This window comes from Pantoea sp. USMM079, assembly GCF_037153115.1.
Lineage (GTDB): Bacteria > Pseudomonadota > Gammaproteobacteria > Enterobacterales > Enterobacteriaceae > Pantoea > Pantoea communis.
The window spans coordinates 21,314-41,103 of sequence record NZ_JBBCKX010000009.1; the positions used below are offsets into that span (position 1 = coordinate 21,314).

The 19,790-nt window shown below is 56.2% G+C and carries 22 protein-coding genes; 4 read left to right on the forward strand and 18 right to left on the reverse strand.

Translation table 11 applies throughout. The features are described 5' to 3' along the window. Window positions 1-19: 19 nt before the first annotated feature. Together WFP70_RS14170 and lysA are read right to left on the reverse strand one after the other, a co-directional pair. Window positions 20-472 (reverse strand): GNAT family N-acetyltransferase, encoded by a 453-nt coding sequence (locus WFP70_RS14170; RefSeq protein ID WP_337023632.1) that lies wholly within the window; start codon window positions 470-472, stop codon window positions 20-22. Then, window positions 469-1,722 (reverse strand): diaminopimelate decarboxylase, encoded by a 1,254-nt coding sequence (lysA, locus tag WFP70_RS14175; protein ID WP_337023633.1) that lies wholly within the window; start codon window positions 1,720-1,722, stop codon window positions 469-471. Before lysA ends, WFP70_RS14170 begins: the two co-directional genes overlap by 4 nt. 108 nt (window positions 1,723-1,830) lie before the next feature. Between lysA and WFP70_RS14180 the strand changes: the two genes are divergently transcribed. Next, window positions 1,831-2,751 carry a LysR family transcriptional regulator gene (locus WFP70_RS14180; RefSeq protein WP_160868307.1) on the forward strand — a complete coding sequence of 307 codons (921 nt, stop codon included), beginning with the start codon at window positions 1,831-1,833 and terminating at the stop codon, window positions 2,749-2,751. Here the strand turns inward: WFP70_RS14180 and WFP70_RS14185 are convergent. Continuing rightward, a complete protein-coding gene (locus tag WFP70_RS14185; RefSeq protein ID WP_337023634.1) occupies window positions 2,748-3,911 on the reverse strand; it encodes an MFS transporter in 1,164 nt (387 codons plus the stop codon). The genes WFP70_RS14180 and WFP70_RS14185 overlap by 4 nt on opposite strands. A 363-nt stretch (window positions 3,912-4,274) precedes the next feature. On the opposite strand from WFP70_RS14185, the gene WFP70_RS14190 reads away from it, so the two are divergent. Continuing rightward, on the forward strand, window positions 4,275-4,901 hold the full coding sequence (locus WFP70_RS14190) for a trypsin-like peptidase domain-containing protein (protein WP_160868305.1): 627 nt from the start codon (window positions 4,275-4,277) through the stop codon (window positions 4,899-4,901). Here the strand turns inward: WFP70_RS14190 and WFP70_RS14195 are convergent, their stop codons facing one another. From WFP70_RS14195 to xerD, 12 genes are all read right to left on the reverse strand, one after another. Beyond that, on the reverse strand, window positions 4,902-5,573 hold the full coding sequence (locus WFP70_RS14195; protein WP_097118012.1) for a DUF1989 domain-containing protein: 672 nt from the start codon (window positions 5,571-5,573) through the stop codon (window positions 4,902-4,904). Window positions 5,574-5,586: 13 nt separating this feature from the next. Beyond that, window positions 5,587-6,252, reverse strand: coding sequence for an amino acid ABC transporter permease (locus WFP70_RS14200; RefSeq protein ID WP_337023635.1), 666 nt, complete (start codon window positions 6,250-6,252; stop codon window positions 5,587-5,589). Further along, window positions 6,252-6,902 (reverse strand): amino acid ABC transporter permease, encoded by a 651-nt coding sequence (locus tag WFP70_RS14205; protein ID WP_337023636.1) that lies wholly within the window; start codon window positions 6,900-6,902, stop codon window positions 6,252-6,254. Before WFP70_RS14205 ends, WFP70_RS14200 begins: the two co-directional genes overlap by 1 nt. Window positions 6,903-6,905: 3 nt before the next feature. Beyond that, a complete protein-coding gene (locus WFP70_RS14210) occupies window positions 6,906-7,553 on the reverse strand; it encodes an urea carboxylase-associated family protein (protein ID WP_097118014.1) in 648 nt (215 codons plus the stop codon). Continuing rightward, the gene (locus WFP70_RS14215) at window positions 7,537-8,169 is read right to left on the reverse strand and encodes a DUF1989 domain-containing protein (RefSeq protein ID WP_182058120.1); all 633 of its coding nucleotides are present in this window, start codon (window positions 8,167-8,169) and stop codon (window positions 7,537-7,539) included. The genes WFP70_RS14210 and WFP70_RS14215 overlap by 17 nt, the downstream gene beginning before the upstream one ends. 2 nt (window positions 8,170-8,171) lie before the next feature. Further along, entirely contained in the window at window positions 8,172-9,008 is an 837-nt protein-coding gene (locus WFP70_RS14220; RefSeq protein WP_034823173.1) for a transporter substrate-binding domain-containing protein, read from the reverse strand. 252 nt (window positions 9,009-9,260) lie between these two features. Next, window positions 9,261-10,112, reverse strand: coding sequence for a MurR/RpiR family transcriptional regulator (locus tag WFP70_RS14225; RefSeq protein ID WP_337023637.1), 852 nt, complete (start codon window positions 10,110-10,112; stop codon window positions 9,261-9,263). Window positions 10,113-10,266: 154 nt separating this feature from the next. Further along, the gene (gene lysS, locus WFP70_RS14230) at window positions 10,267-11,787 is read right to left on the reverse strand and encodes a lysine--tRNA ligase (protein ID WP_337023638.1); all 1,521 of its coding nucleotides are present in this window, start codon (window positions 11,785-11,787) and stop codon (window positions 10,267-10,269) included. A gap of 9 nt (window positions 11,788-11,796) precedes the next feature. Beyond that, a protein-coding gene (gene prfB / locus WFP70_RS14235; protein ID WP_097118019.1) for a peptide chain release factor 2 occupies window positions 11,797-12,895 on the reverse strand; the annotation gives its coding sequence in 2 pieces (ribosomal slippage) (window positions 11,797-12,819 and window positions 12,821-12,895; 1,098 coding nt in all). 211 nt (window positions 12,896-13,106) lie between these two features. Further along, window positions 13,107-14,831, reverse strand: coding sequence for a single-stranded-DNA-specific exonuclease RecJ (gene recJ, locus WFP70_RS14240; protein ID WP_337023639.1), 1,725 nt, complete (start codon window positions 14,829-14,831; stop codon window positions 13,107-13,109). 9 nt (window positions 14,832-14,840) lie between these two features. Further along, window positions 14,841-15,554, reverse strand: a complete 714-nt coding sequence (dsbC, locus tag WFP70_RS14245) for a bifunctional protein-disulfide isomerase/oxidoreductase DsbC (RefSeq protein WP_337023640.1) — start codon at window positions 15,552-15,554, stop codon at window positions 14,841-14,843. A 22-nt stretch (window positions 15,555-15,576) separates the two neighbouring features. Beyond that, window positions 15,577-16,470, reverse strand: coding sequence for a site-specific tyrosine recombinase XerD (gene xerD / locus WFP70_RS14250; RefSeq protein WP_337023641.1), 894 nt, complete (start codon window positions 16,468-16,470; stop codon window positions 15,577-15,579). 102 nt (window positions 16,471-16,572) lie between these two features. Between xerD and fldB the strand changes: the two genes are divergently transcribed. Continuing rightward, window positions 16,573-17,091, forward strand: a complete 519-nt coding sequence (gene fldB / locus WFP70_RS14255) for a flavodoxin FldB (protein WP_034823183.1) — start codon at window positions 16,573-16,575, stop codon at window positions 17,089-17,091. Here fldB and WFP70_RS14260 read toward each other — a convergent pair. Together WFP70_RS14260 and sdhE are read right to left on the reverse strand one after the other, a co-directional pair. Next, a complete protein-coding gene (locus tag WFP70_RS14260; RefSeq protein ID WP_337023642.1) occupies window positions 17,088-17,447 on the reverse strand; it encodes a protein YgfX in 360 nt (119 codons plus the stop codon). The genes fldB and WFP70_RS14260 overlap by 4 nt on opposite strands. Window positions 17,448-17,481: 34 nt before the next feature. After that, the gene (sdhE, locus tag WFP70_RS14265; protein ID WP_038645011.1) at window positions 17,482-17,748 is read right to left on the reverse strand and encodes an FAD assembly factor SdhE; all 267 of its coding nucleotides are present in this window, start codon (window positions 17,746-17,748) and stop codon (window positions 17,482-17,484) included. 218 nt (window positions 17,749-17,966) lie between these two features. On the opposite strand from sdhE, the gene ygfZ reads away from it, so the two are divergent. Then, on the forward strand, window positions 17,967-18,950 hold the full coding sequence (ygfZ, locus tag WFP70_RS14270; RefSeq protein WP_034823187.1) for a tRNA-modifying protein YgfZ: 984 nt from the start codon (window positions 17,967-17,969) through the stop codon (window positions 18,948-18,950). A 133-nt stretch (window positions 18,951-19,083) separates the two neighbouring features. On the opposite strand, the gene trhA is transcribed toward ygfZ, so the two are convergent. Next, a complete protein-coding gene (trhA, locus tag WFP70_RS14275) occupies window positions 19,084-19,737 on the reverse strand; it encodes a PAQR family membrane homeostasis protein TrhA (protein ID WP_337023643.1) in 654 nt (217 codons plus the stop codon). Window positions 19,738-19,790 lie beyond the last annotated feature (53 nt).

The window sequence follows — 19,790 nt, forward strand, 5'->3', positions numbered from 1 at the left end:
CGCATCAATGCGCACCTGGTTACAAATCCTGCGAATAGACCTTCACCCGCACATCCGGGAACTCCAGCGCATCACACTGATACTGCCAGCCAAAGCGCTCGTAGTAGCCGCCAAACGTTGACCACAGCCACAGCTTTTCATGCCCGCGCTCGCGGGCATAATTCAACACATGCTGCTGCAGCACTTCACTCAGGCCATTGCCGCGCGCATGTTCATCCACATAGAGCGCGGCAATCCACGGATAGAGATCCTGACGGCTGATCAAATCACAGCGCCAGAATCCCACCGTGCCCAACGGCACATCGCCATCCAGCGCCACAAAGGTCACCGGATACTCGGCACCGTTCAGGCTGCTGCGCACAATGCTGTCGTAAAACTCGCGCGACGTCCCCTCGCCAAACGCCTGCCACAGCCAGTCGGTGATATGGCTGGCGTGATGTGGGACTTCACTGAGTGGAACAATGTTGATCACATCAGCTCCAGCGCCAGCAGCTCCTGAATAGTCTGCGCGCGACGAATTTCACGCGGAGCGCCATTCTCAAACAGCACTTCCGGAATCAGCGGACGGCTGTTGTAGTTGGAAGACATCGAAGCGCCGTACGCGCCGGTATCGTGGAACACCAGATAATCGCCAACCTTTGTCACAGGCAGTGCACGCGTCTCGACTTTACCGCCTTCCAGCTGGGTGAACACATCGCCAGACTCGCACAGCGGCCCCGCCACCACGCTCTCCACCGTTGCATCACTCAATGCACGACCATCAGCTGGCAGCACAGAAATGTGGTGATAGCTGCCGTACATCGATGGACGCATCAGATCGCTGAAACCGGCATCCACCAGCACAAAGTGACGGCTGCCCATCTCCTTAACCGCGCGCACCTGCGACACCAGCACGCCAGACTCCGCCACCAGGAAACGACCCGGTTCGATCTCCAGTTTCACCGCATGACCAAGATGCGCCGCAATGCGGTCACGTGCGCCACTCCACAAACCGAAATAGTGCTGGGTATTAATGGCTTCTTCGCCGAAACGGTAAGGAATCGACAAGCCACCGCCGGCTGAAATCGCTTCCAGATCCTGACCAAATTCGATGACCTGATCGACCATCGCGTCACACACCTGCTGCAGGTGGCCGTAATCGACACCGGAACCGATGTGCATATGCAGACCCACCAGTTTCAGACCGTGCTGCTGAATCGCTGCCAGCGCCAGCGGCAGATCGCTATGCCAGATGCCATGCTTGCTGTTCTCGCCACCGGTGTTGGTTTTCTGGCTGTGGCCGTGACCAAAACCCGGGTTGATGCGCAGCCACACTTTATGGCCCGCAGATACGGCACCCAGTTGATGCAGCATATCCACTGAACCGGCGTTGACCGGCACTTTTAACTCCGCGATACGCGCCAGGATTGGCTGATCGAAGACGTCAGCGGTAAAGACGATATCTTCGCCGCCCGGCTGGAAACCGGCGGCCAGCGCGCGCTCAATTTCACCCAGGGAAACGGAATCGACCTTCACGCCTGCGGCACGCATCAGGCGCAGAATGTGAATATTGGAGCAGGCTTTCTGGGCGAAACGCACCACGTCAAACGCGCTCAGCTGGGCAATGCGCTGCTGAATGATGGCGGCATCGTAGGCCCAAAATGGACCAGCATAGCGCTGTGCCAGCGGCAGTAAATTGGCGGCGGTCAGGGCCGTTTCGGTGTTGTTCAGTGGACGTGGCATCTCAATTCTCCTGTGTCTTTGCCACAATTTAGCCACAGCAAGACGATTCAGAAAAATATCTGTTTTAGCGTCAGCTATACAAATATGATATGGGCAAACGGAGGAGTGATGGCAAAAATTAACTGGCGGCATATCGAAATTTTCCACGCGGTGATGACCAGCGGCAACCTGACGCAAGCCGCCGCGTTGCTGCACACCTCACAGCCAACCGTCAGCCGTGAGCTGGCGCGGCTGGAGCAGCAGCTGGGTCTGGAACTGTTTGAGCGAGTGCGTGGACGTTTGCAGCCCACGGTGCAGGGTTTACGGTTGTATGAAGAGGTGCAGCGATCCTGGTACGGCTTAGATCGCATCATGGATGCAGCGGAAGGCTTACGCCAGTTTCGTCAGGGCGAGCTGTCGATTGCCTGTTTGCCGGTGTTCTCGCAGTCACTGCTGCCACCACTGCTGCAACCCTTTCTGCAGCGCTATCCGCAGGTCAGCCTGAACATCATTCCGCAGGAGTCGCCGCTGCTGGAAGAGTGGCTGTCGGCACAGCGCTACGATCTGGGTCTGACCGAAACCCAGCATGCCCCGGCAGGCACCGAGCGCGTACCGCTGCTGACCTGCGATGAAGTGTGCGTGCTGCCGCCCAACCATCCGCTGTGCCAGCGTGAGGTGCTGACGCCGCAGGATTTTCAAGGGGAGAATTACGTCAGCTTGTCGCGCAGTGATAGCTATCGTCAGCTGCTGGACTCACTGTTCCATGAGCAACAGGTGGAGCGCCGTTTAGTGCTGGAAACGCACAGTGCGGCATCGGTATGCGCGATGGTACGCGCGGGGGTGGGGATTTCGATTGTGAATCCGCTGACGGCGCTCGATTACGCCGACAGCGGTGTGGTGATGCGCAGATTCAGTATCGCGGTGCCGTTCACCGTCAGTCTGGTGCGGCCACAGCATCGCCCGGCGTCAGCGCTGGTTGATCATTTCTGCGACCACCTGCAACAGCAGGTGGCCACCTTTACCCAACGTATTGCCGAGCGTCTGGTTTAAGCGCGTACCGTTTCCCCCTGCCCGCCTGATTTACGGAAGGTGATCAGGCAGATGACCAGACCGACCACCGCCAGTGCAGCGGCGGCGACCGGCACTGACGTCAGCCCGTAGCCTTTATCGATCACCGCGCCGCCTACCCAGGCACCGAGCGCATTACCGACGTTGAACGCAGAGATGTTCAGCGTGGAGACCAGATTAGGTGCGTCTTTACCATGGCGCACCACGTTAATCTGCAAGCCAGGTACGGTAGCAAAGGTCGCCATCGCCCACAGGAACAGGGTGATTTCTGCCAGCCACAGCGCGTGGCTGGTCCAGCTGAACAGCAGCGAGAAGACGGCGATCAGCACAAAGCTGAGGATCAGGCTAAACGAGACTTTCCAGTCGGCCAGCTTGCCGCCGAGGATATTACCGACGGTTAAGCCTGCGCCAATCAGGAACAGCGTCCAGCTCACCCCGCGATCGGTAATGCCGGTCACCTGCAACAGCAGCGGCGCGATATAGCTGAACAGCGCAAACATCGCAGCAGCAAAGAACACTGTCATCAGCAGCGACAGCCACAGTTTGCCATTTGCCAGCGCGCTGACTTCACTCGCCAGATGTACCGGTTTCTCTTCTTTGTTGGTTGGCAGACTGACAATCAAAGCGATAAAAGCGAGGATGCCGATGATCGCCACGCCCCAGAAGGTGGCACGCCAGCCAAACATCTGACCAAACCAGGTGCCGAGCGGCACACCCAGCACGTTGGCGAGGGTTAATCCGGTAAACATCAGCGCCACCGCCGATGCCTGACGGCTCGGTGCCACCAGACTCGCCGCTACTACCGCACCAATCCCGAAGAAGGCCCCGTGACAGAGTGCGGTGACCACGCGCGCCAGCATCAGCAGGTTGTAGGTGTACGCCAGCGCACACAGCACATTGCCGATGATAAAAATGATCATCAGCAAAACCAGAGTACGTTTACGCGGCAGTTTAGCCGTCAGCAACGCCATGATCGGTGCACCGATGGCCACACCCAGCGCATATCCGCTGATCAGCCATCCTGCTGAAGGAATCGTCACCTGCAGATCGCCCGCCACTTCTGGCAGCAATCCCATAATCACGAACTCCGTGGTGCCGATGGCGAACGCACTCAGCGCCAGCGCCAGTAATGCAACAGGCATAACACACTCTCCTAAAATGTTTTGCAGGCAGGCCGCACAACGAACGCCGTGCGGTTACAACGGACGCTTATAGATATTTGAACTGCGTCACATTCTGATTAAAGCACAGGCTTGGCAGCTCAACCAGCCTCTGCGCTGCAAGGCATCTTTGCTTGCAAAGCAATAATCCCTGCGCGGGAAAGTGACTGCAGCTGACCACTGAGACAGATGGCACTTTTCACGCTACGCTTGATCCAGTTGTGATCGCTGTCACAGCAATTCAGCTTTCGGCGAGAAATCAATCAGTAAAGGATGGGCGCGCATTGCCGATACCTCAACCAGTTACGCGGTGATGCGGTGTCAAACAATGCAGGGGGAACACCTATGCGATGGCTGATCGCACTGACAGTGGGTTGCCTGAGCGGCTGCTCCGTGGGGCACTATGAGTACAGCAAAGAAGCCGCAAAACGCGTCGATATGACCGTAACCGGCATTCCTACCGTGCTGGGCATTGGCGCGCTGGGCACCACCATTCCACTGACGCCTGAATACAGCTTAACGGCCGCGCACGTGGCGAAATACTCGATGTATCGGGTGAAAGCCTGGCATCCCGAGTGCGATATCGCCGTGGTGTACCACAAGAACACTGAACCCAATCTTCCCCCACCGTTCCGCAATAGCCATATCGGCGACAACGTCAATCTCTACGGTTACAGCTTTATCTCTGCCATGCCGGTGGCCTCAAGCGGCAAGAATTTGATCAACACCACACTGGCCAACGACTGGAATAAACCGAGTTGTGTGGTGGTCGCGGCGAATGCCGGTGTAGTGAAAGGCATGTCGGGTGGTGCGGTGTACAACGCCAGCGATGATACGCTGGCGGGGGTAATTGTCGGCTACAGCAGCGCGATTGACGACAATAAAAGTGGTAAGACCTTGTATAAGGATGTAGCGCTGTATGTGCCTTATTCGCGTTTTCAGGTGTGGCTGGATCAGGTCGTGAAATCGTAATTACGCTGGCACCCAGGCCCCTTTCAACTGCACCTGCGGGAATCCGGCGGTCAGAATACGCAGTTCAGCGTCACGCGGAGTGTTGTCGCCCTGCCCCTGAATGCTGACGATATCCTGCGGACAGGCGGAGAATGCCACGTAGCAATCCATCTCAGCGCGCAGCACAATGTAGTCGCCGGGCTTAGTCACCACCGGCAGCGTTTTCAACGTGATACCATCCGGCTGCACCTGAATATTCATAAAAATATTCAGAGACGCCAGATTGCCGTGCGGCAGCTCGACACCTAATTCGCGCATGCCTTCAAACAGGTTGTCGTGGCAGTTACGGTGATATTCAGTACAGCCCAGCAGCTCATAACGACGCGCATCGCAGGCCGCCATAAAGGAATCATGCACGCCGGGTGAAGTATCTGCCACCAGGGTCAGAATCGGGTGGCGCTGGCTGGTGATAAAGCTGTCACCGACTTTGGGATTAAGACGCTGGTTCCACACGCGCGTCGCTTCCATACACATATATTCACTGACGTCTTCGGCGTTGTACGCCCAGCAATCCACTACCTGAGTGCCATGCAGATTGATCACCTGCACCGCTTCCCCTTTCTTCAGACGCACCGCTTTGCCGTAGCGCGCGGGAATGGTGATCGCTTCACGATGCTGATATTCAGCTGACATAGTGTTCTCCTGATTAATGCTGCATGCCGCGACGATAGCGCGTCACGCGAGATTCAAGGCCGCGTGCCAACCAGTCGATCAGACTGTTGAGCAGCCAGTAACAAAGCGCCACCGTGAGATAGATCTCCAGCGGCGCGTAGGTATCTGAAATCGCCTGTTTGGCGGCGTACATAAACTCCTGCACCGAGACAATCGACAGCAGCGCCGAGTCTTTAATCAAACCAATCATCAGACCGACCAGCGGCGACAGCATCTGCGGCAGGGTTTGCGGCAACACCACATCGCGCAGCTGTTCGCTGCGGCTCAAACCCAGCACGCGGCAAGCTTCCCACTGACCCTTCGGCAATGCCTCTATTGCCGCACGAATAACCTGTGCGATATAGGGCGCGTAATAGAGCGTCAGGGCCAGCACGCCCACCACCGGCGATGACAGCGTGATGTCGTACTCTGGCAGCACAAAATAGAGCAGATAGATCACCACCAGCAGCGGCAGTCCGAGCGTTAAGCCGCTGTAGAGGTTGAGCAAGCGCAACCAGAACGGCGAAGCGCGCATTAGCAGTAATGCCATCAGCCCACCCCACGCCAGCGAACAGAGTGCGGCGACAATGCACAGTTGCAGCGTGGCGATCATGCCGTCTCCCAGCGAAGGCAGGGAAGTGAGAATGGCTTGCCAATCCATCAGGCGATCCTCCGTTTAGCTTCCAGACGTCGGGCAGCGGCAATCAGCGGCATGGCGATCAGCAGATATCCCGCCGCCACCAGTAGCAGCACCTGCGTGGCTTCATAAGTGCGCGCAATCACAATCTGTCCGGCGTAAGTCAGTTCGGTCAGCGCCACCACCGAGGCCAGCGGCGTGGTTTTCAGCAGGATGGTGAACTCGTTAACCAGCATCGGCAGGCTGGCACGCATCACCTGCGGATTGATCACATACCACCAGGTTAAGAAACGGCTGAGCCCCAACGTGCGTGCAGCTTCGAGCTGACCGCGCGTCACCAGTGAACGATTGACGCGCAAAATCTCTGCCACGTAAGCGCCACTGTTGAGGCCGATGGCAATCACCGCGGCCAGCATCGGCTGACCGCCCAATCCGAGGCGCGGTAAGGTGAAAAACACCACGAACAGCTGCACGATGGCCGGTGTACCACGCATCAGGCTGACATAGAGTCGGCCGATAGCGCACCAGATCCAGGCACGGCGCAGTTGCAGGAAGCAGCCAAGCTGCCCCATCACCACGCTGACCAATGACGCCAGTACCGTGAGTACCAACGTCATCAGCAGGCCGTGTCCGAGTTCCGGCAGCGCGGCCACTACCTGTTGATCCAGCCCCATGCGTTACTCCGCGTTAAAGTCGTGCAGGTTTTCCGCCACCGACAGCAGCAGCGGTGCCGGTTGATCGTTGCCCTCGATGCCGGTGTTGCAGGCCGAGACGATAAACTGCGTGTCCATCACCACGCGACAGGTGATGCTGTCGCCTGCTTTGGTGAGGTTCGGCTCCGGCAGGATGTCACCGGCCCGCGTCAGCTTGACGTGCATAAACAGGTTGATCGGGTCCGGCAGCTTCGGCACCACCATCCCCAATCGCGCCAGCTCGCCGCTCACCGCTTCCAAACAGCCTTCACCCTGATACCCTTTTTCCGTCAGGAAGGCGCGGGTAGAGGCAGGCAACAGCAGGTCGTGACGCTTCACGCTGTCTTTACCCAGCACCATCATCGGGCGGCGACGGTTGTTCACCAGACGCATACCGGAACCCAGCAGATAGCTGTTGCTGAAAACACGAGTGTGATGCACCGACAGCCACACCGCCGGATCGGCGAGGCTAAAACCAAACAGAGAAGCCACCGCGCCGTCGCCCTGCGCCGTGATGCGCAGCAACTGGCCGCGCAGCACCTTAATCGACCCAACGCTGCCCGGTTCCACCGTGACCGACTGAGCCAGCGTGCGCTCAGCGGTCTCTTCATAACTTTCACGCATTAACAGCATGATTCATCTCCTCTGCGTGAAATGCGTCACTCACCACGATATCAATCGGCGTGACCTGTAAACCGTTGCCGGGAATGATGTCCTGCGGGCAGGACGATACCGAACAAATCAAATCGCACAGCGCTTCAAAGGTAATGCTGTCGCCTGCTTTGCTGTTGGGATCGGTCACTTCCATCCGGCCATCGGCGGTGACCGGACCGTTCTGAAACAGGTTGAACGGCTCAGGCAGCGAGAAGTACGTCACGCCAAAGGCTTTCATGCCCTCCAGCAGGTTGTCCACGCAGTTGCGATGGCCTTCAACGCCGAAATCGACGCTAAAGCGGGTACGATCGCAGGCTGGCACGTTGGCATCGTGAATGCCGATGCTGTCCGCCAGAATGCGCAGCATCGGACGGTTTTCACTCGACCACAGTGCATCGCCGGGCTTAAAGAACAGCGAGCGTAGATGCTGGCGGGTATGCACTGGCGACAGCTTTTCGTTTAAATTATCGGCGTTAACGGCGACGAAATCCGCCGCCTGCTGCCCTTCACTGTCGATCACGGTAATAAACTGGCCCTTACGCACGCGGAAGGTTTTGCCATGGCCCGCAGGCACCGTCAGGTTGCACTGGCACATAATTACTCCTGAGGAATGAAATCGCTGGCGGGGACGGTAAAGGTGGTGCCGAGATACTGCTGCTGCAGTTTGGTCAGCTCGCCATCTTTCTGCATTGCCAGAATGTGGTCGCTAATGGCTTTGTTCAGGCTGCCGTCTTCTTTACGTGTCGCCCAGCCCATCCACTGCGATGGACCGACTTCACCCACCTGCGCCACTTTTCCGGCGTATTTTTTCGCGACCGGGGCCAGCACGGAGATGTCGTCATAAACGAAGTCAGCGCGTTTGGTCATCAGGGTGCTGACGGTCTGATCCAGCGAATCCACGTTGATGATGGTGATCGGTTTTTTACCCTCTTTTTTCAGCTGCTCGTTAAAGCCTTTCAGCAACTGCTCTGGCACGCTGGCGGTTTTTACCGCGCCACGCAGGCCAGACAGGCTCTCCGGGCTGAGAGTTTTACCGCCGAAGGTGCTGGCTTCACTTTCACGTACCAGCACGCCGTTAACGGTTTTGCTGTAAGGCACGGTGAACAGCACTTTCTTCGCGCGCTCGGCGGTGACGTTAAGAGAAGAACCTTCGGCGTTGAACGAGCCAGAGATCAGGCCCGGCAAAATGCCGCTGAAGGCGGTTTTCTGAAACTCCAGTTTCACACCGAGATCTTTGGCGAAGGATTGCATGATCGCCACGCTATAGCCGGTGATCTCGCCTTTGTCGTCGGTGTATTCGTATGGAGGAAAGGTTGGATCGATACCAACGGTAATTTTGCCGCTGCTTTTGATGTCACTCAGGGTATCGGCTTGCGCCTGCGCCATGGTGCCAACGGAGAGAAGTGCGGCGATCAGCAGTGCTGTTTTTTTCATTGTGGTGTTTCCCTGGTGTTGGTGAAATGTCTTTTTCTACTGAGCATATTTTGTGCCAGTTTTTTCACCACCCAGCTAACACCTTTGGGGTAGAGAGGGTATTACTGAATAAAATCAGTGAGAAACAATTGTTTCTTTATTTCAAAAGTTAGTTTCTCAGGTTTCATTGACGAGAAAATGGACTGCGAGGATGAGACGATAGTTGCACTTTTTTGGTGCGAATCCTGGCGCACTGTGCGCCAGAACGGGGCGCTATTCGAGTTCGTCGAGGGACTGGTGCAGCGACTCAACCTGCGCAAGATGGTCATTGCTGGTTTTGCCCATCTGTCGGGCCACCAGTGAGCAGAGCAGATTGCACACGCCGGAGAGCGCGGCGGTGCTATCGAATATCAAACTACTGTCGGTATGGCACCGCACCACCCACTGCGCGTGACGCGCCGATTTGCCGGAGAGCACATCCGCGATATACAGCATCGGTACGTTGCGCTCTGCCAGCGCATTCATTGCCGCTTCCAGCGCAGGCATGCGGCGGCGCAGGCCCACGCAAATCACCACATCCTGTTGATTCAGCGCGGCGAGATGCTCCGCCAGCGAATCGCCGGGACGCGGCAACAGGCGCACGTCAGGATGAATGTGCACCAGATCGCGGTAAATCAACTGTGCAATGGTCTGGCTGTGACGCCACCCCATTACCACCACCCGGCGTGATTGGGCAATAGCGCCCACCGCCTGCTGCAGCTGTTCACTGTCCAGCGTGCGGTAGCTGTTGACCAGATTGGCGATCTCTTTTTCCAGGTGCTGCTGCATGATGCTGGCCAGCGGTGATGCGGTTGGTACGGCCTGCAAATAGAGCGGTGAGCCGCTGCTCTGCATCTCACGCGCCTGCCGACGCGCGGCTTCATAGCTTTCGTAACCGAGATGACGGAAAAAACGCGTGGTGGTGGCTTTGGAAACGCCCGCGCTCTGTGCCAGTTCGGTGGCGGTATTCATCGCCAGCTGGCCAGGTGCCGCCAGCAGCACGTCAGCCAGTCGCTGCTCGTGGCTGGAGAGTTGATCCCAGTGCTGTTGAATCCGGCCCTCTAACGTTGCCGCTTTTGCACTCATGGTGATTCCCTGAAAATAAAAAAACTATCCTGCACAGAGCGTGCCGGGTTGTCATCAGGAATTTTGCCAGGGGAATAGAAATGAAAAAGGCCGCCATAATGGCGACCTCTAAGGCTTATGGCAAAGTACGCGGATTTATGCGCACCGATTTGCCTTACTTGCTGGTTGGACGCAGTGCCGGGAACAGGATCACGTCGCGGATGGTATGGCTGTTGGTGAACAGCATTACCATACGGTCGATACCAATGCCGAGACCTGCTGTTGGCGGCAGGCCGTGCTCCAGTGCAGTGACGTAGTCTTCGTCATAGAACATCGCTTCGTCATCACCTGCATCTTTGGCATTAACCTGCTGCAGGAAACGCTCTGCCTGATCTTCTGCATCGTTCAGCTCGGAGAAGCCGTTACCGATTTCACGGCCGCCGATGAAGAACTCGAAGCGGTCAGTGATTTCCGGGTTCTCGTCGTTACGACGTGCCAGCGGTGACACTTCAGCCGGGTATTCAGTGATGAAGGTTGGCTGAATCAGGTGCGCTTCGGCGGTCTCTTCGAAGATCTCAGTGACGACGCGGCCCAGTCCCCAGCTCTTCTCTACTTTGATATGCAGCGATTTAGCAATCGCAACGGCTTTATCAAAGTCTTCCAGATCGCTCAGGTCAGTTTCCGGACGGTATTTCTTGATCGCTTCACGCATGGTGAGCTTCTCAAACGGCTTGCCGAAATCGAAGCTGTGGTCGCCGTAAGGCACTTCTGTGGTGCCCAACACGTCCTGCGCCAGGGTGCGGAACAGGCTTTCGGTCAGTTCGATCAGATCTTTGTAATCCGCATACGCCATATAGAGTTCCATCATGGTGAACTCTGGGTTATGACGTGGCGAAATACCTTCGTTACGGAAGTTACGGTTGATCTCGAATACGCGATCGAAGCCGCCCACCACCAGACGCTTCAGGTACAGCTCTGGTGCAATACGCAGGTACATGTCGATGTCGAGCGCATTGTGATGGGTGATGAACGGACGGGCTGACGCGCCGCCAGGGATCACCTGCATCATTGGGGTTTCCACTTCCATAAAGTCGCGGTTAACCATGAACTGACGGATGCCGGCCATGATTTTAGAGCGCACTTTGAAAGTATTACGTGATTCATCGTTAGAGATCAGATCGAGATAACGCTGACGGTAACGGGTTTCCTGATCGGCCAGGCCGTGGAATTTATCCGGCAGTGGACGCAGCGCTTTGGTCAGCAGACGCAGTTCCGTGATGTGGATCGACAGCTCGCCGGTTTTGGTCTTGAACAACTTACCGCGTGCCCCAAGGATATCGCCCAGATCCCACTTTTTGAACTGCTCGTTGTAGACGCCTTCTGGCAGATCGTCACGTGATACGTAGATCTGAATCTGGCCGCCAACATCCTGCAGGGTGGCAAAAGAGGCTTTACCCATGATGCGGCGGGTCATCATACGACCGGCCACGCTCACTTCAACGCCGAGCGCTTCCAGCTCTTCGTTCTCTTTTGCGTCATAGCCGGCGTGCAGCACATCAGACGTGGTATCGCGACGGAAATCGTTAGGAAACGCGATGCCCTTTTCACGCAGCGCGCTGAGTTTTTCGCGACGCGCTTTCAGTTCGTTGTTTAACTCAAGGGCGGCATCAGCGCTCTGCGGTTGTTGTTCAGACATGTCGGTTCCTTATAACCCTGCTTTTAAACTTGCTTCAATGAAGCGGTCGATGTCGCCATCCAGCACCGCCTGGGTGTTGCGCGTCTCTACGCCAGTGCGCAGATCTTTGATACGTGAATCGTCGAGTACGTATGAACGAATCTGACTGCCCCAGCCAATGTCGGATTTGTTGTCTTCCGCGGCCTGCTTGTCAGCGTTTTTCTTCTGCATCTCATATTCGTACAGCTTCGCACGCAACTGCTTGAAAGCCTGATCTTTGTTTTTGTGCTGTGAACGGTCGTTCTGGCACTGCACCACAATGTTGGTCGGCAAGTGGGTAATACGCACCGCAGACTCGGTTTTGTTAACGTGCTGGCCGCCCGCGCCAGAGGCACGGTAAACGTCGATACGCAGATCGGCTGGATTGATGTCGATATCGATGTTGTCATCCACTTCCGGGTAGATAAACACCGAACTGAATGAGGTATGACGACGGCCGCCGGAGTCAAATGGACTCTTACGCACCAGGCGATGGACGCCGGTTTCGGTACGCAGCCAGCCAAACGCGTAGTCACCGATGATTTTAATGGTGGCGGATTTAGTACCGGCCACTTCACCGTCTGACTCTTCAATGATTTCGGTTTTATAACCTTTGGCTTCTGCCCAACGCAGGTACATGCGCAGCAGCATACTGGCCCAGTCTTGCGCTTCAGTACCGCCAGAACCGGCCTGAATATCCATGTAGCAATCGGCGCTGTCATACTCGCCAGAGAACATGCGACGGAATTCGAGTTCGCCCAGCTTGGCTTCTAAACCATCCAGCTCGATAACGGCTTCGTTGAAGGTCTCTTCGTCGTCGGCTTCTACCGCCAGATCCAGCAAGCCCTGCACATCTTCCAGGCCCTGACGCATATGATCTAAGGTTTCTACCACCGCTTCCAGCGAAGCGCGTTCTTTACCCAGCGCCTGCGCGCGTTCAGGTTCGTTCCAGACGTCAGGCTGTTCCAGCTCGGCGTTTACTTCTTCGAGGCGTTCTTTCTTGGCATCATAGTCAAAGATACCCCCTAAGAACGTCGCTGCGCTCGGTGAGGTCTTGAATACGATTTTTGACCGGATTAATTTCAAACATGGCTTTTCAGTCTTTTTTGACGATTCGGTGAAAGGGGATAAAAAGTAACGCGCTAGTTTACCCGAAACTGCGCGTACTTTGTAGCATTGCAGGTATGCGAGATAGCGCAACAGTGCGCCCAAAGGGATTCGGTTACCCACCATGGCGAACCAGGGTCACTCGCTGCAGGTTACCGGGTGCGCTTTTACACGCCCCCGAATGAATGATGCAGTTATAGCGGCCAGATATGGTCGATAATCAGCTGAACCGAGCGGTTACCGCGATACTCGTTGATATCCAGCTTATAGGCCAGCTTCACCTGACGCACGCTGGTATCCGGCCACAAGGTCGTATCAACGTTAAACGCGATGCCATCCAACAGTGGGCCGCCGCCCAGAGGCTCAATCATCACCTTGAGGTGGCGCTCGCCTACCAGCTTTTGTTGCAGCAATTTGAACTGGCCGTCGAACACTGGCTCCGGAAAAGCCTGGCCCCAGGGACCGGCTTCACGCAGCATTTCAGCGGTGTGCAGCGTGAACTCCTGCGCATGCAGTTCGCCATCGGACCAAATCACACCCTGCAGTGCCTCACCATCCAACCACTCGTCGATCAGCGCGGCAAAGCGTTCGCGGAACAGATCATACTCCTCGGTTTCCAGCGACAGGCCCGCCGCCATCGCGTGGCCACCGAACTTGATCATCATGCCCGGATAAAGCGTGTCGAGACGCTCCAGTGCATCACGTAAGTGCAGCCCCGCAATCGAGCGGCCCGAGCCTTTAAGCGTGCCGTCGCCCGCTGGCGCGAAGGCGATCACCGGGCGATGAAAACGCTCTTTCAACCGTGATGCCAGAATGCCGACCACGCCCTGATGCCATTCGGGATGATAGAAGGCCAGCCCCAGCGGCAAATCGGTGTGCTGGCGTTCCAGCTCATCACACAGCGCCAGCGCTTCGCTCTTCATGCCCTGCTCAATCTCTTTGCGCGTCTGGTTCAGCGCATCAAGCTCGTTGGCAAGCATGCGCGCCTGCGCAATGTCTTCGGTGAGCAGCAGTGCCACACCGACCGACATATCATCCAGTCGACCGGCTGCATTGAGGCGAGGCCCGACGGCAAAACCGAGATCGCTGGCCGCCAACTGACGCGCATCGCGGTTGGCGATCTCCAGCAGCGCACGAATCCCCGCCCGGCATTTTCCAGCGCGGATGCGGCTTAAACCCTGCCACACCAAAATGCGATTATTGGCATCCAGCGGCACCACATCCGCGACGGTGCCCAGCGCGACCAGATCCAGCCACTCCGCCAGATTGGGTTCCGTTTTGCCATCGATAAACCAGTTTTGCAGACGCAGATGCGCACGCAGCGCCAGCATCAGATAAAACGCCACGCCCACGCCCGCTAACGAACGCGAAGGGAAGGCGCTGTCATTGAGATTGGGGTTAACGATCGCTTCCGCGTCCGGCAACGTTTCGCCAGGCAAGTGGTGATCGGTGACCAGCACCGTAATACCGTGCTGATGGGCAGTCTCCACGCCTGCATGGGAAGAGATGCCGTTATCCACGGTGAGAATCATCTCCGCACCGCGCGCGCGCGCCTGTTCGACCACTTCAGGGCTCAGGCCGTAGCCATCTTCAAATCGGTTAGGCACCAGATAATCGACGTTGCCGCCCATGCTGCGCAGCGCTAAGACCGTCAATGCGGTGCTGGTTGCGCCATCGGCATCGAAATCACCGACCACCACAATACGGCGATCGGTTTTCAGCATCTGATGCAGTAAGGCTACCGCTTGATCGATGCCACCCAGGGTTTGCCACGGCAGTAGGTTTTTGGCACCGCGCTCGAGCTCAGCGGCCTCTTTTACACCGCGTTGCAGGTACAGGCGGCGCAGTAGCGGGGGTAAGTTATCAGGTAAGCTGGCGTCAGCCTGAATTTCACGCCGACGCAGTTCGACAGAATGCATCACTGTGAATTAACCGCCCCGCTTCTGACCATCAAGAACCTGTTTCAGCTCCTGCGGGCCCTGATAGCCAGGGATCATCATGCCGGTATCGGTGAGAATGGCAGGCGTGCCCTGAATGCCGTACAGGATGCCCAGCTGATAATGCTTATCCAGATTGATTTTGCAGGTTTCTGGCGCATCCATCTGCGGTGCATCGCCTTTCATCGCTGCATCAAAGGCTTTGTTGCGATCGGCGCTGCACCAGATGGCGCGCATGGCTTTTTCCACCTGACCGTGCAGACCTTCACGCGGGAAAGCGAGGTAACGCACGGTGATGCCCAGCGCGTTGTAGTCGGCCATCTGCTCATGCAGCTTACGGCAGTAGCCACAGGTGATGTCGGTAAACACGGTAATCACGTGCTGCTCTTTTGGCGCTTTATAAACGATCATTTCCGACGCCAGCGCGGTGATTTTTTTGTCCAGCAGCTGGTTGGTGACGTTCACCGGCTGCGCACCGCTAACATCGTACAGCGGGCCCTGAATCATGTGTTTACCATCTTCAGAGACGTACAGCACACCGCTTTCCGTCAGCACGGTTTTCATGCCTGGCAGCGGTGAAGGCTGAATCTCGGTCTGCTGCAAACCGAGTTTTTTCAGGGCTTGCTGAATGGCGCTGTCATCGGCATGAGCCAGACCGGCAAAGGCGCTGACCAGCAATGCCAGCATCGTTAACTGTTTTTTCATCTCAATTCCTTGTTGCCGCGGTTCAAGCACGCGGATGATGCTGTTGATGTAACTGACGCAGGCGCTCAGTGGCCACATGCGTATAAATTTGGGTGGTGGAGAGGTCGCTGTGTCCCAGCAACATCTGTACGACGCGCAAATCCGCACCGTGGTTCAGTAAATGTGTGGCAAATGCGTGACGAAGCACGTGTGGTGATAGCTTTTCGCTGTCGATACCGGCAAGGGTGGCATAGTGTTTGATACGATGCCAGAAAGTCTGACGCGTCATTTGATGCGCGCGGTTACTGGGGAACATCACATCCAGTGTTTGCCCATTCAACAACCACGGCCGACCGTGCGCCATATAGTGCTCCAGCCAGTAAATCGCTTCTTCACCTAATGGCACAAGTCGCTCTTTATTACCTTTACCAATCACTCGCACCACACCCTGACGCAAACTGATGTCGCTGAGGGTTAAGCCTACCAGCTCCGACACACGTAAACCGGTGGCATACAGCAGTTCCAGCATCGCTTTGTCACGTAGCTCAAGCGGCACATCAATACTCGGTGCCTGCAGCAGACGTTCTACCTGGTTTTCACTGAGGTCTTTTGGCAATCGCTGCGGCAGTTTGGGCGCGGAGAGCAGTGCGCTGGGGTCATCACTACGCAGCTTTTCGCGATAGAGGTATTGAAACAGACGGCGCATCGCGCTGAGCGTACGCGCCGAACTGGTGGCCTTGTAGCCGCCTTCGACGCGTTCGGCGAGAAACTGCTGCAGGTCAAGCGCTTCCAGTGTCAGCAGCGTGCGTTCGTGGTGGTGTAACCAGCCGGTGAGCGTTTGCAAATCCTGGCGGTAGGACGCAAGGGTATTTTGCGCCAGGTTACGCTCAATCCAGAGCGCATCCAGAAATTGTTCAATCAGATCGCTATCCTGCACGGTTCCCCCCAAACACGTGTGAAATCGTGCTCATTATGCCTGAAAGTCACCTGCTTCTGGTACAATTGCGCCAAAGTGAGTTTCAGTCAGAGCATTAATTGCATGAATATCGGTCTGTTTTACGGTTCAAGTACCTGTTACACCGAGATGACGGCGGAGAAGATTCGCGATTTTATCGGTGAAGAGTTAGTCACGCTGCACAACCTCAAAGATGAAGATCCCTCGCTGATGGAGCAGTACGATTTGCTGATCCTCGGCATTCCCACCTGGGATTTCGGTGAGTTACAGGAGGACTGGGAAGCGGTGTGGCAGCAACTGCCCGCGCTGAATTTGCAGGGAAAAATTGTCGCGCTGTACGGCATGGGCGATCAGGCCGAATATTCAGAATGGTTCTTAGATGCGCTCGGCATGCTGCATGAATTACTGCAGCCGATGGGCGTGCAGTTTGTTGGTTACTGGCCGCTGGAAGGCTATGAGTTTGCCAGCAAAAAACCACTCACGGCTGACGGCACCCAGTTTGTCGGCCTGGCACTCGACGACGTGAATCAGTTCGAGCTGAGTGACGATCGTGTCGAACAGTGGTGCGAACAGATTCTGACGGAAACGGCCGCACTGCTTTAACGCGACGCATCTCTGTCACGCAGAAAACAGCAGGCGCGCAGTGAGCGCCATGCATAGGGCGGCAGGTTATCCATCATCAACCACAGTCGCCAGCGCGTGCCCTGCTGGTTTTGCAACGTTAACAATACGCCGATAGGCAACCAATCTGCCTGCCGCGCTAACTGCCAGCGCTTTCTATGCCAATGCCAGTCACCCTGTTCATCCAGCCCTAAGCGACCGGTGCGCTGCCTGAGCCGACGCTCATTGCGCCCGCACTCCAGCAGCATCAGAATCAGCAGCGGGGCTTTGCCCCACGCCCAGCCCTCGGGCCACTCAAGACTCAACAGCCAAACGGTGACCAGCACATACAGCGTCACGTTAAGCGCCCGAGCGCAGCGTGACGGCTGCACATCACATTGGAACCGGTCCGCGTTCACGGTTGCGTTGCTGAATCAGTTGCACCATGCGCTTGAACTCTGGATCAGCGGGTTCGCCGTGGTTCATCAACCAGTTAAACAGGTCGGGATCGTCACTCTTGAGCAGGGCGATAAACACCTGCTTATCGGTGTCAGTGAGCGAGTCATATTCGTATTTGAAGAACGGCATGATGGAGACATCCAGCTCCAGCATGCCGCGACGGCACGCCCACTGAACGCGAGCTTTATCATGAATTTCCATGTGTCTTTTTTCCATGGCTGAAAACAGTGGCGCTCAGTGTACCTGCTTTTTTCTCTGCCTGCAGGCGCAGCGCTGAATGCTGCGTGATATTGCGCACAACAGTTCTACCCATTGCAGGGTTATCACGCGATTTGTGCGCCAGATGAGGTAAACAGGTTGCAAAGCAGCACTGCTCTTTTAACATTGGAAGCAATATTGTTATTAATCAGGACGCACCCATGCCGATTTTCACCCTTCCGCCACGCCAGCCTGCTGCGGCCTCACGCCTGCCATTAACCCTGATCTCCCTCGACGAGTGGGCGCTGGTGTCGGTGCAGGGCAAAGACAGTACGTCATATCTGCAAGGCCAGGTCACTTTAGATGTTGCTGCAATGGACGCCACCCAGCATCGTCCGGCAGCCCATTGTGATGCCAAAGGTAAAATGTGGAGTAACCTGCGTCTGTTTCATCGCGGCGAAGGTTACGCCTACATCGTGCGCCGCAATCTGCGTGAGCAGCAACTTAACGAACTGAAGAAATATGCGGTGTTCGCCAAAGTCACCATCGCTGCCGATGATGATGCAGTGCTGCTGGGTGTGGCCGGTTTTCAGGCACGCACGGCACTGGCTGATGTGTTTGCCACCCTGCCGGATGCAGAAACACCGGTGGTACAACAAGGCGAGAGCACGCTGCTGTGGTTTGAACACCCCGCCGAACGTTTCCTGCTGGTGACCACGCTGGCTCAGGCAGAAACGTTGAAAGAGAAGTTAGCCGGTGCTGCACAGTTCAATGACAGCACGCAGTGGCTGGCGCTGGATATTGAAGCGGGCATTCCGGTGATTGAAACCGCCACCAGCGCGCAGTTGATTCCGCAGGCAACCAACCTGCAGGCGCTGGATGCGATTAGCTTTAAGAAAGGCTGTTACACCGGTCAGGAGATGGTGGCGCGAGCTAAATTCCGCGGGGCCAACAAGCGTGCGCTTTACTGGCTGGCGGGCAGCGCCAGCAAAGTACCGCAGGCTGACGGATCGATGGAGCTGCAAATGGGCGACAAATGGCGTCGTACCGGCACCGTATTGAGCAGTGTGCAGCTGGATGACGGTAGCGTGTGGGTGCAGGTGGTGATGAACAACGATCTGGAGCCGGACAGTGTGCTGCGCGTGGAAGGTGATGAAGGCGGGAAACTGACGATTCAGCCACTGCCGTATTCATTGGTCGATTGATTTGCATTCCAGGTGCGCATGAATGCGCACCTTAAGAAACCCCGCATGTTTCCCCGTAAGGTCGCCATTTATGGCGACTTTGTCGAAAGTCACACCCGGTGGTGGCACTTTTTATATCAACCGCTCAGTAAGCTCAGGCGACATAAAAATAGATCGCGCAGAAGTGCAACACGCTGCCACCCAGCACAAAGCCGTGCCAGATAGCGTGGTTGTATGGAATACGCCGCGAGACATAGAAAATCACCCCTAGCGAGTAGACAATCCCGCCCGCAGCCAGCAACCACACACCTCCGGCTGACAGCCTGGTCGCCAACTGATAAATCACCACCAGCGACAACCAACCCATGCTGAGATAGGTGACCAGCGACAGCGCTTTAAAGCGGTGTGCAATCGTCAGTTTAAAGATGATGCCTGCCATCGCCAGGCTCCAGATCACCACCATTAACCCTTGCGCCAGCGGTGATTTCAGTCCCACCAGCAGGAAAGGCGTATAAGTGCCCGCGATCAGTAAATAGATCGCACAGTGGTCAAATTTCTTCAGCCAATATTTCGCTTTTTGGTGCGGAATGGCGTGATAGAGCGTTGAGGCGAGGAACAGTAAAATCATGCTGCCGCCATACAGACTGTAGCTGGTAATCGCAATGGTGTCGGCTCGCATTTCAACCGCTTGTGTTAGCAGCAACACCAATCCAACAATGCCGAATATGCAGCCAATTCCGTGGCTAATGCTGTTGGCGATCTCTTCGGCTACCGAGTAGCCCTGAGCAAGTATACGATTCTGTGCCATGCGCTAACATCCTGGAAAGAGGGTTAAGAACTGTGTTTTTTATCAACATCAGG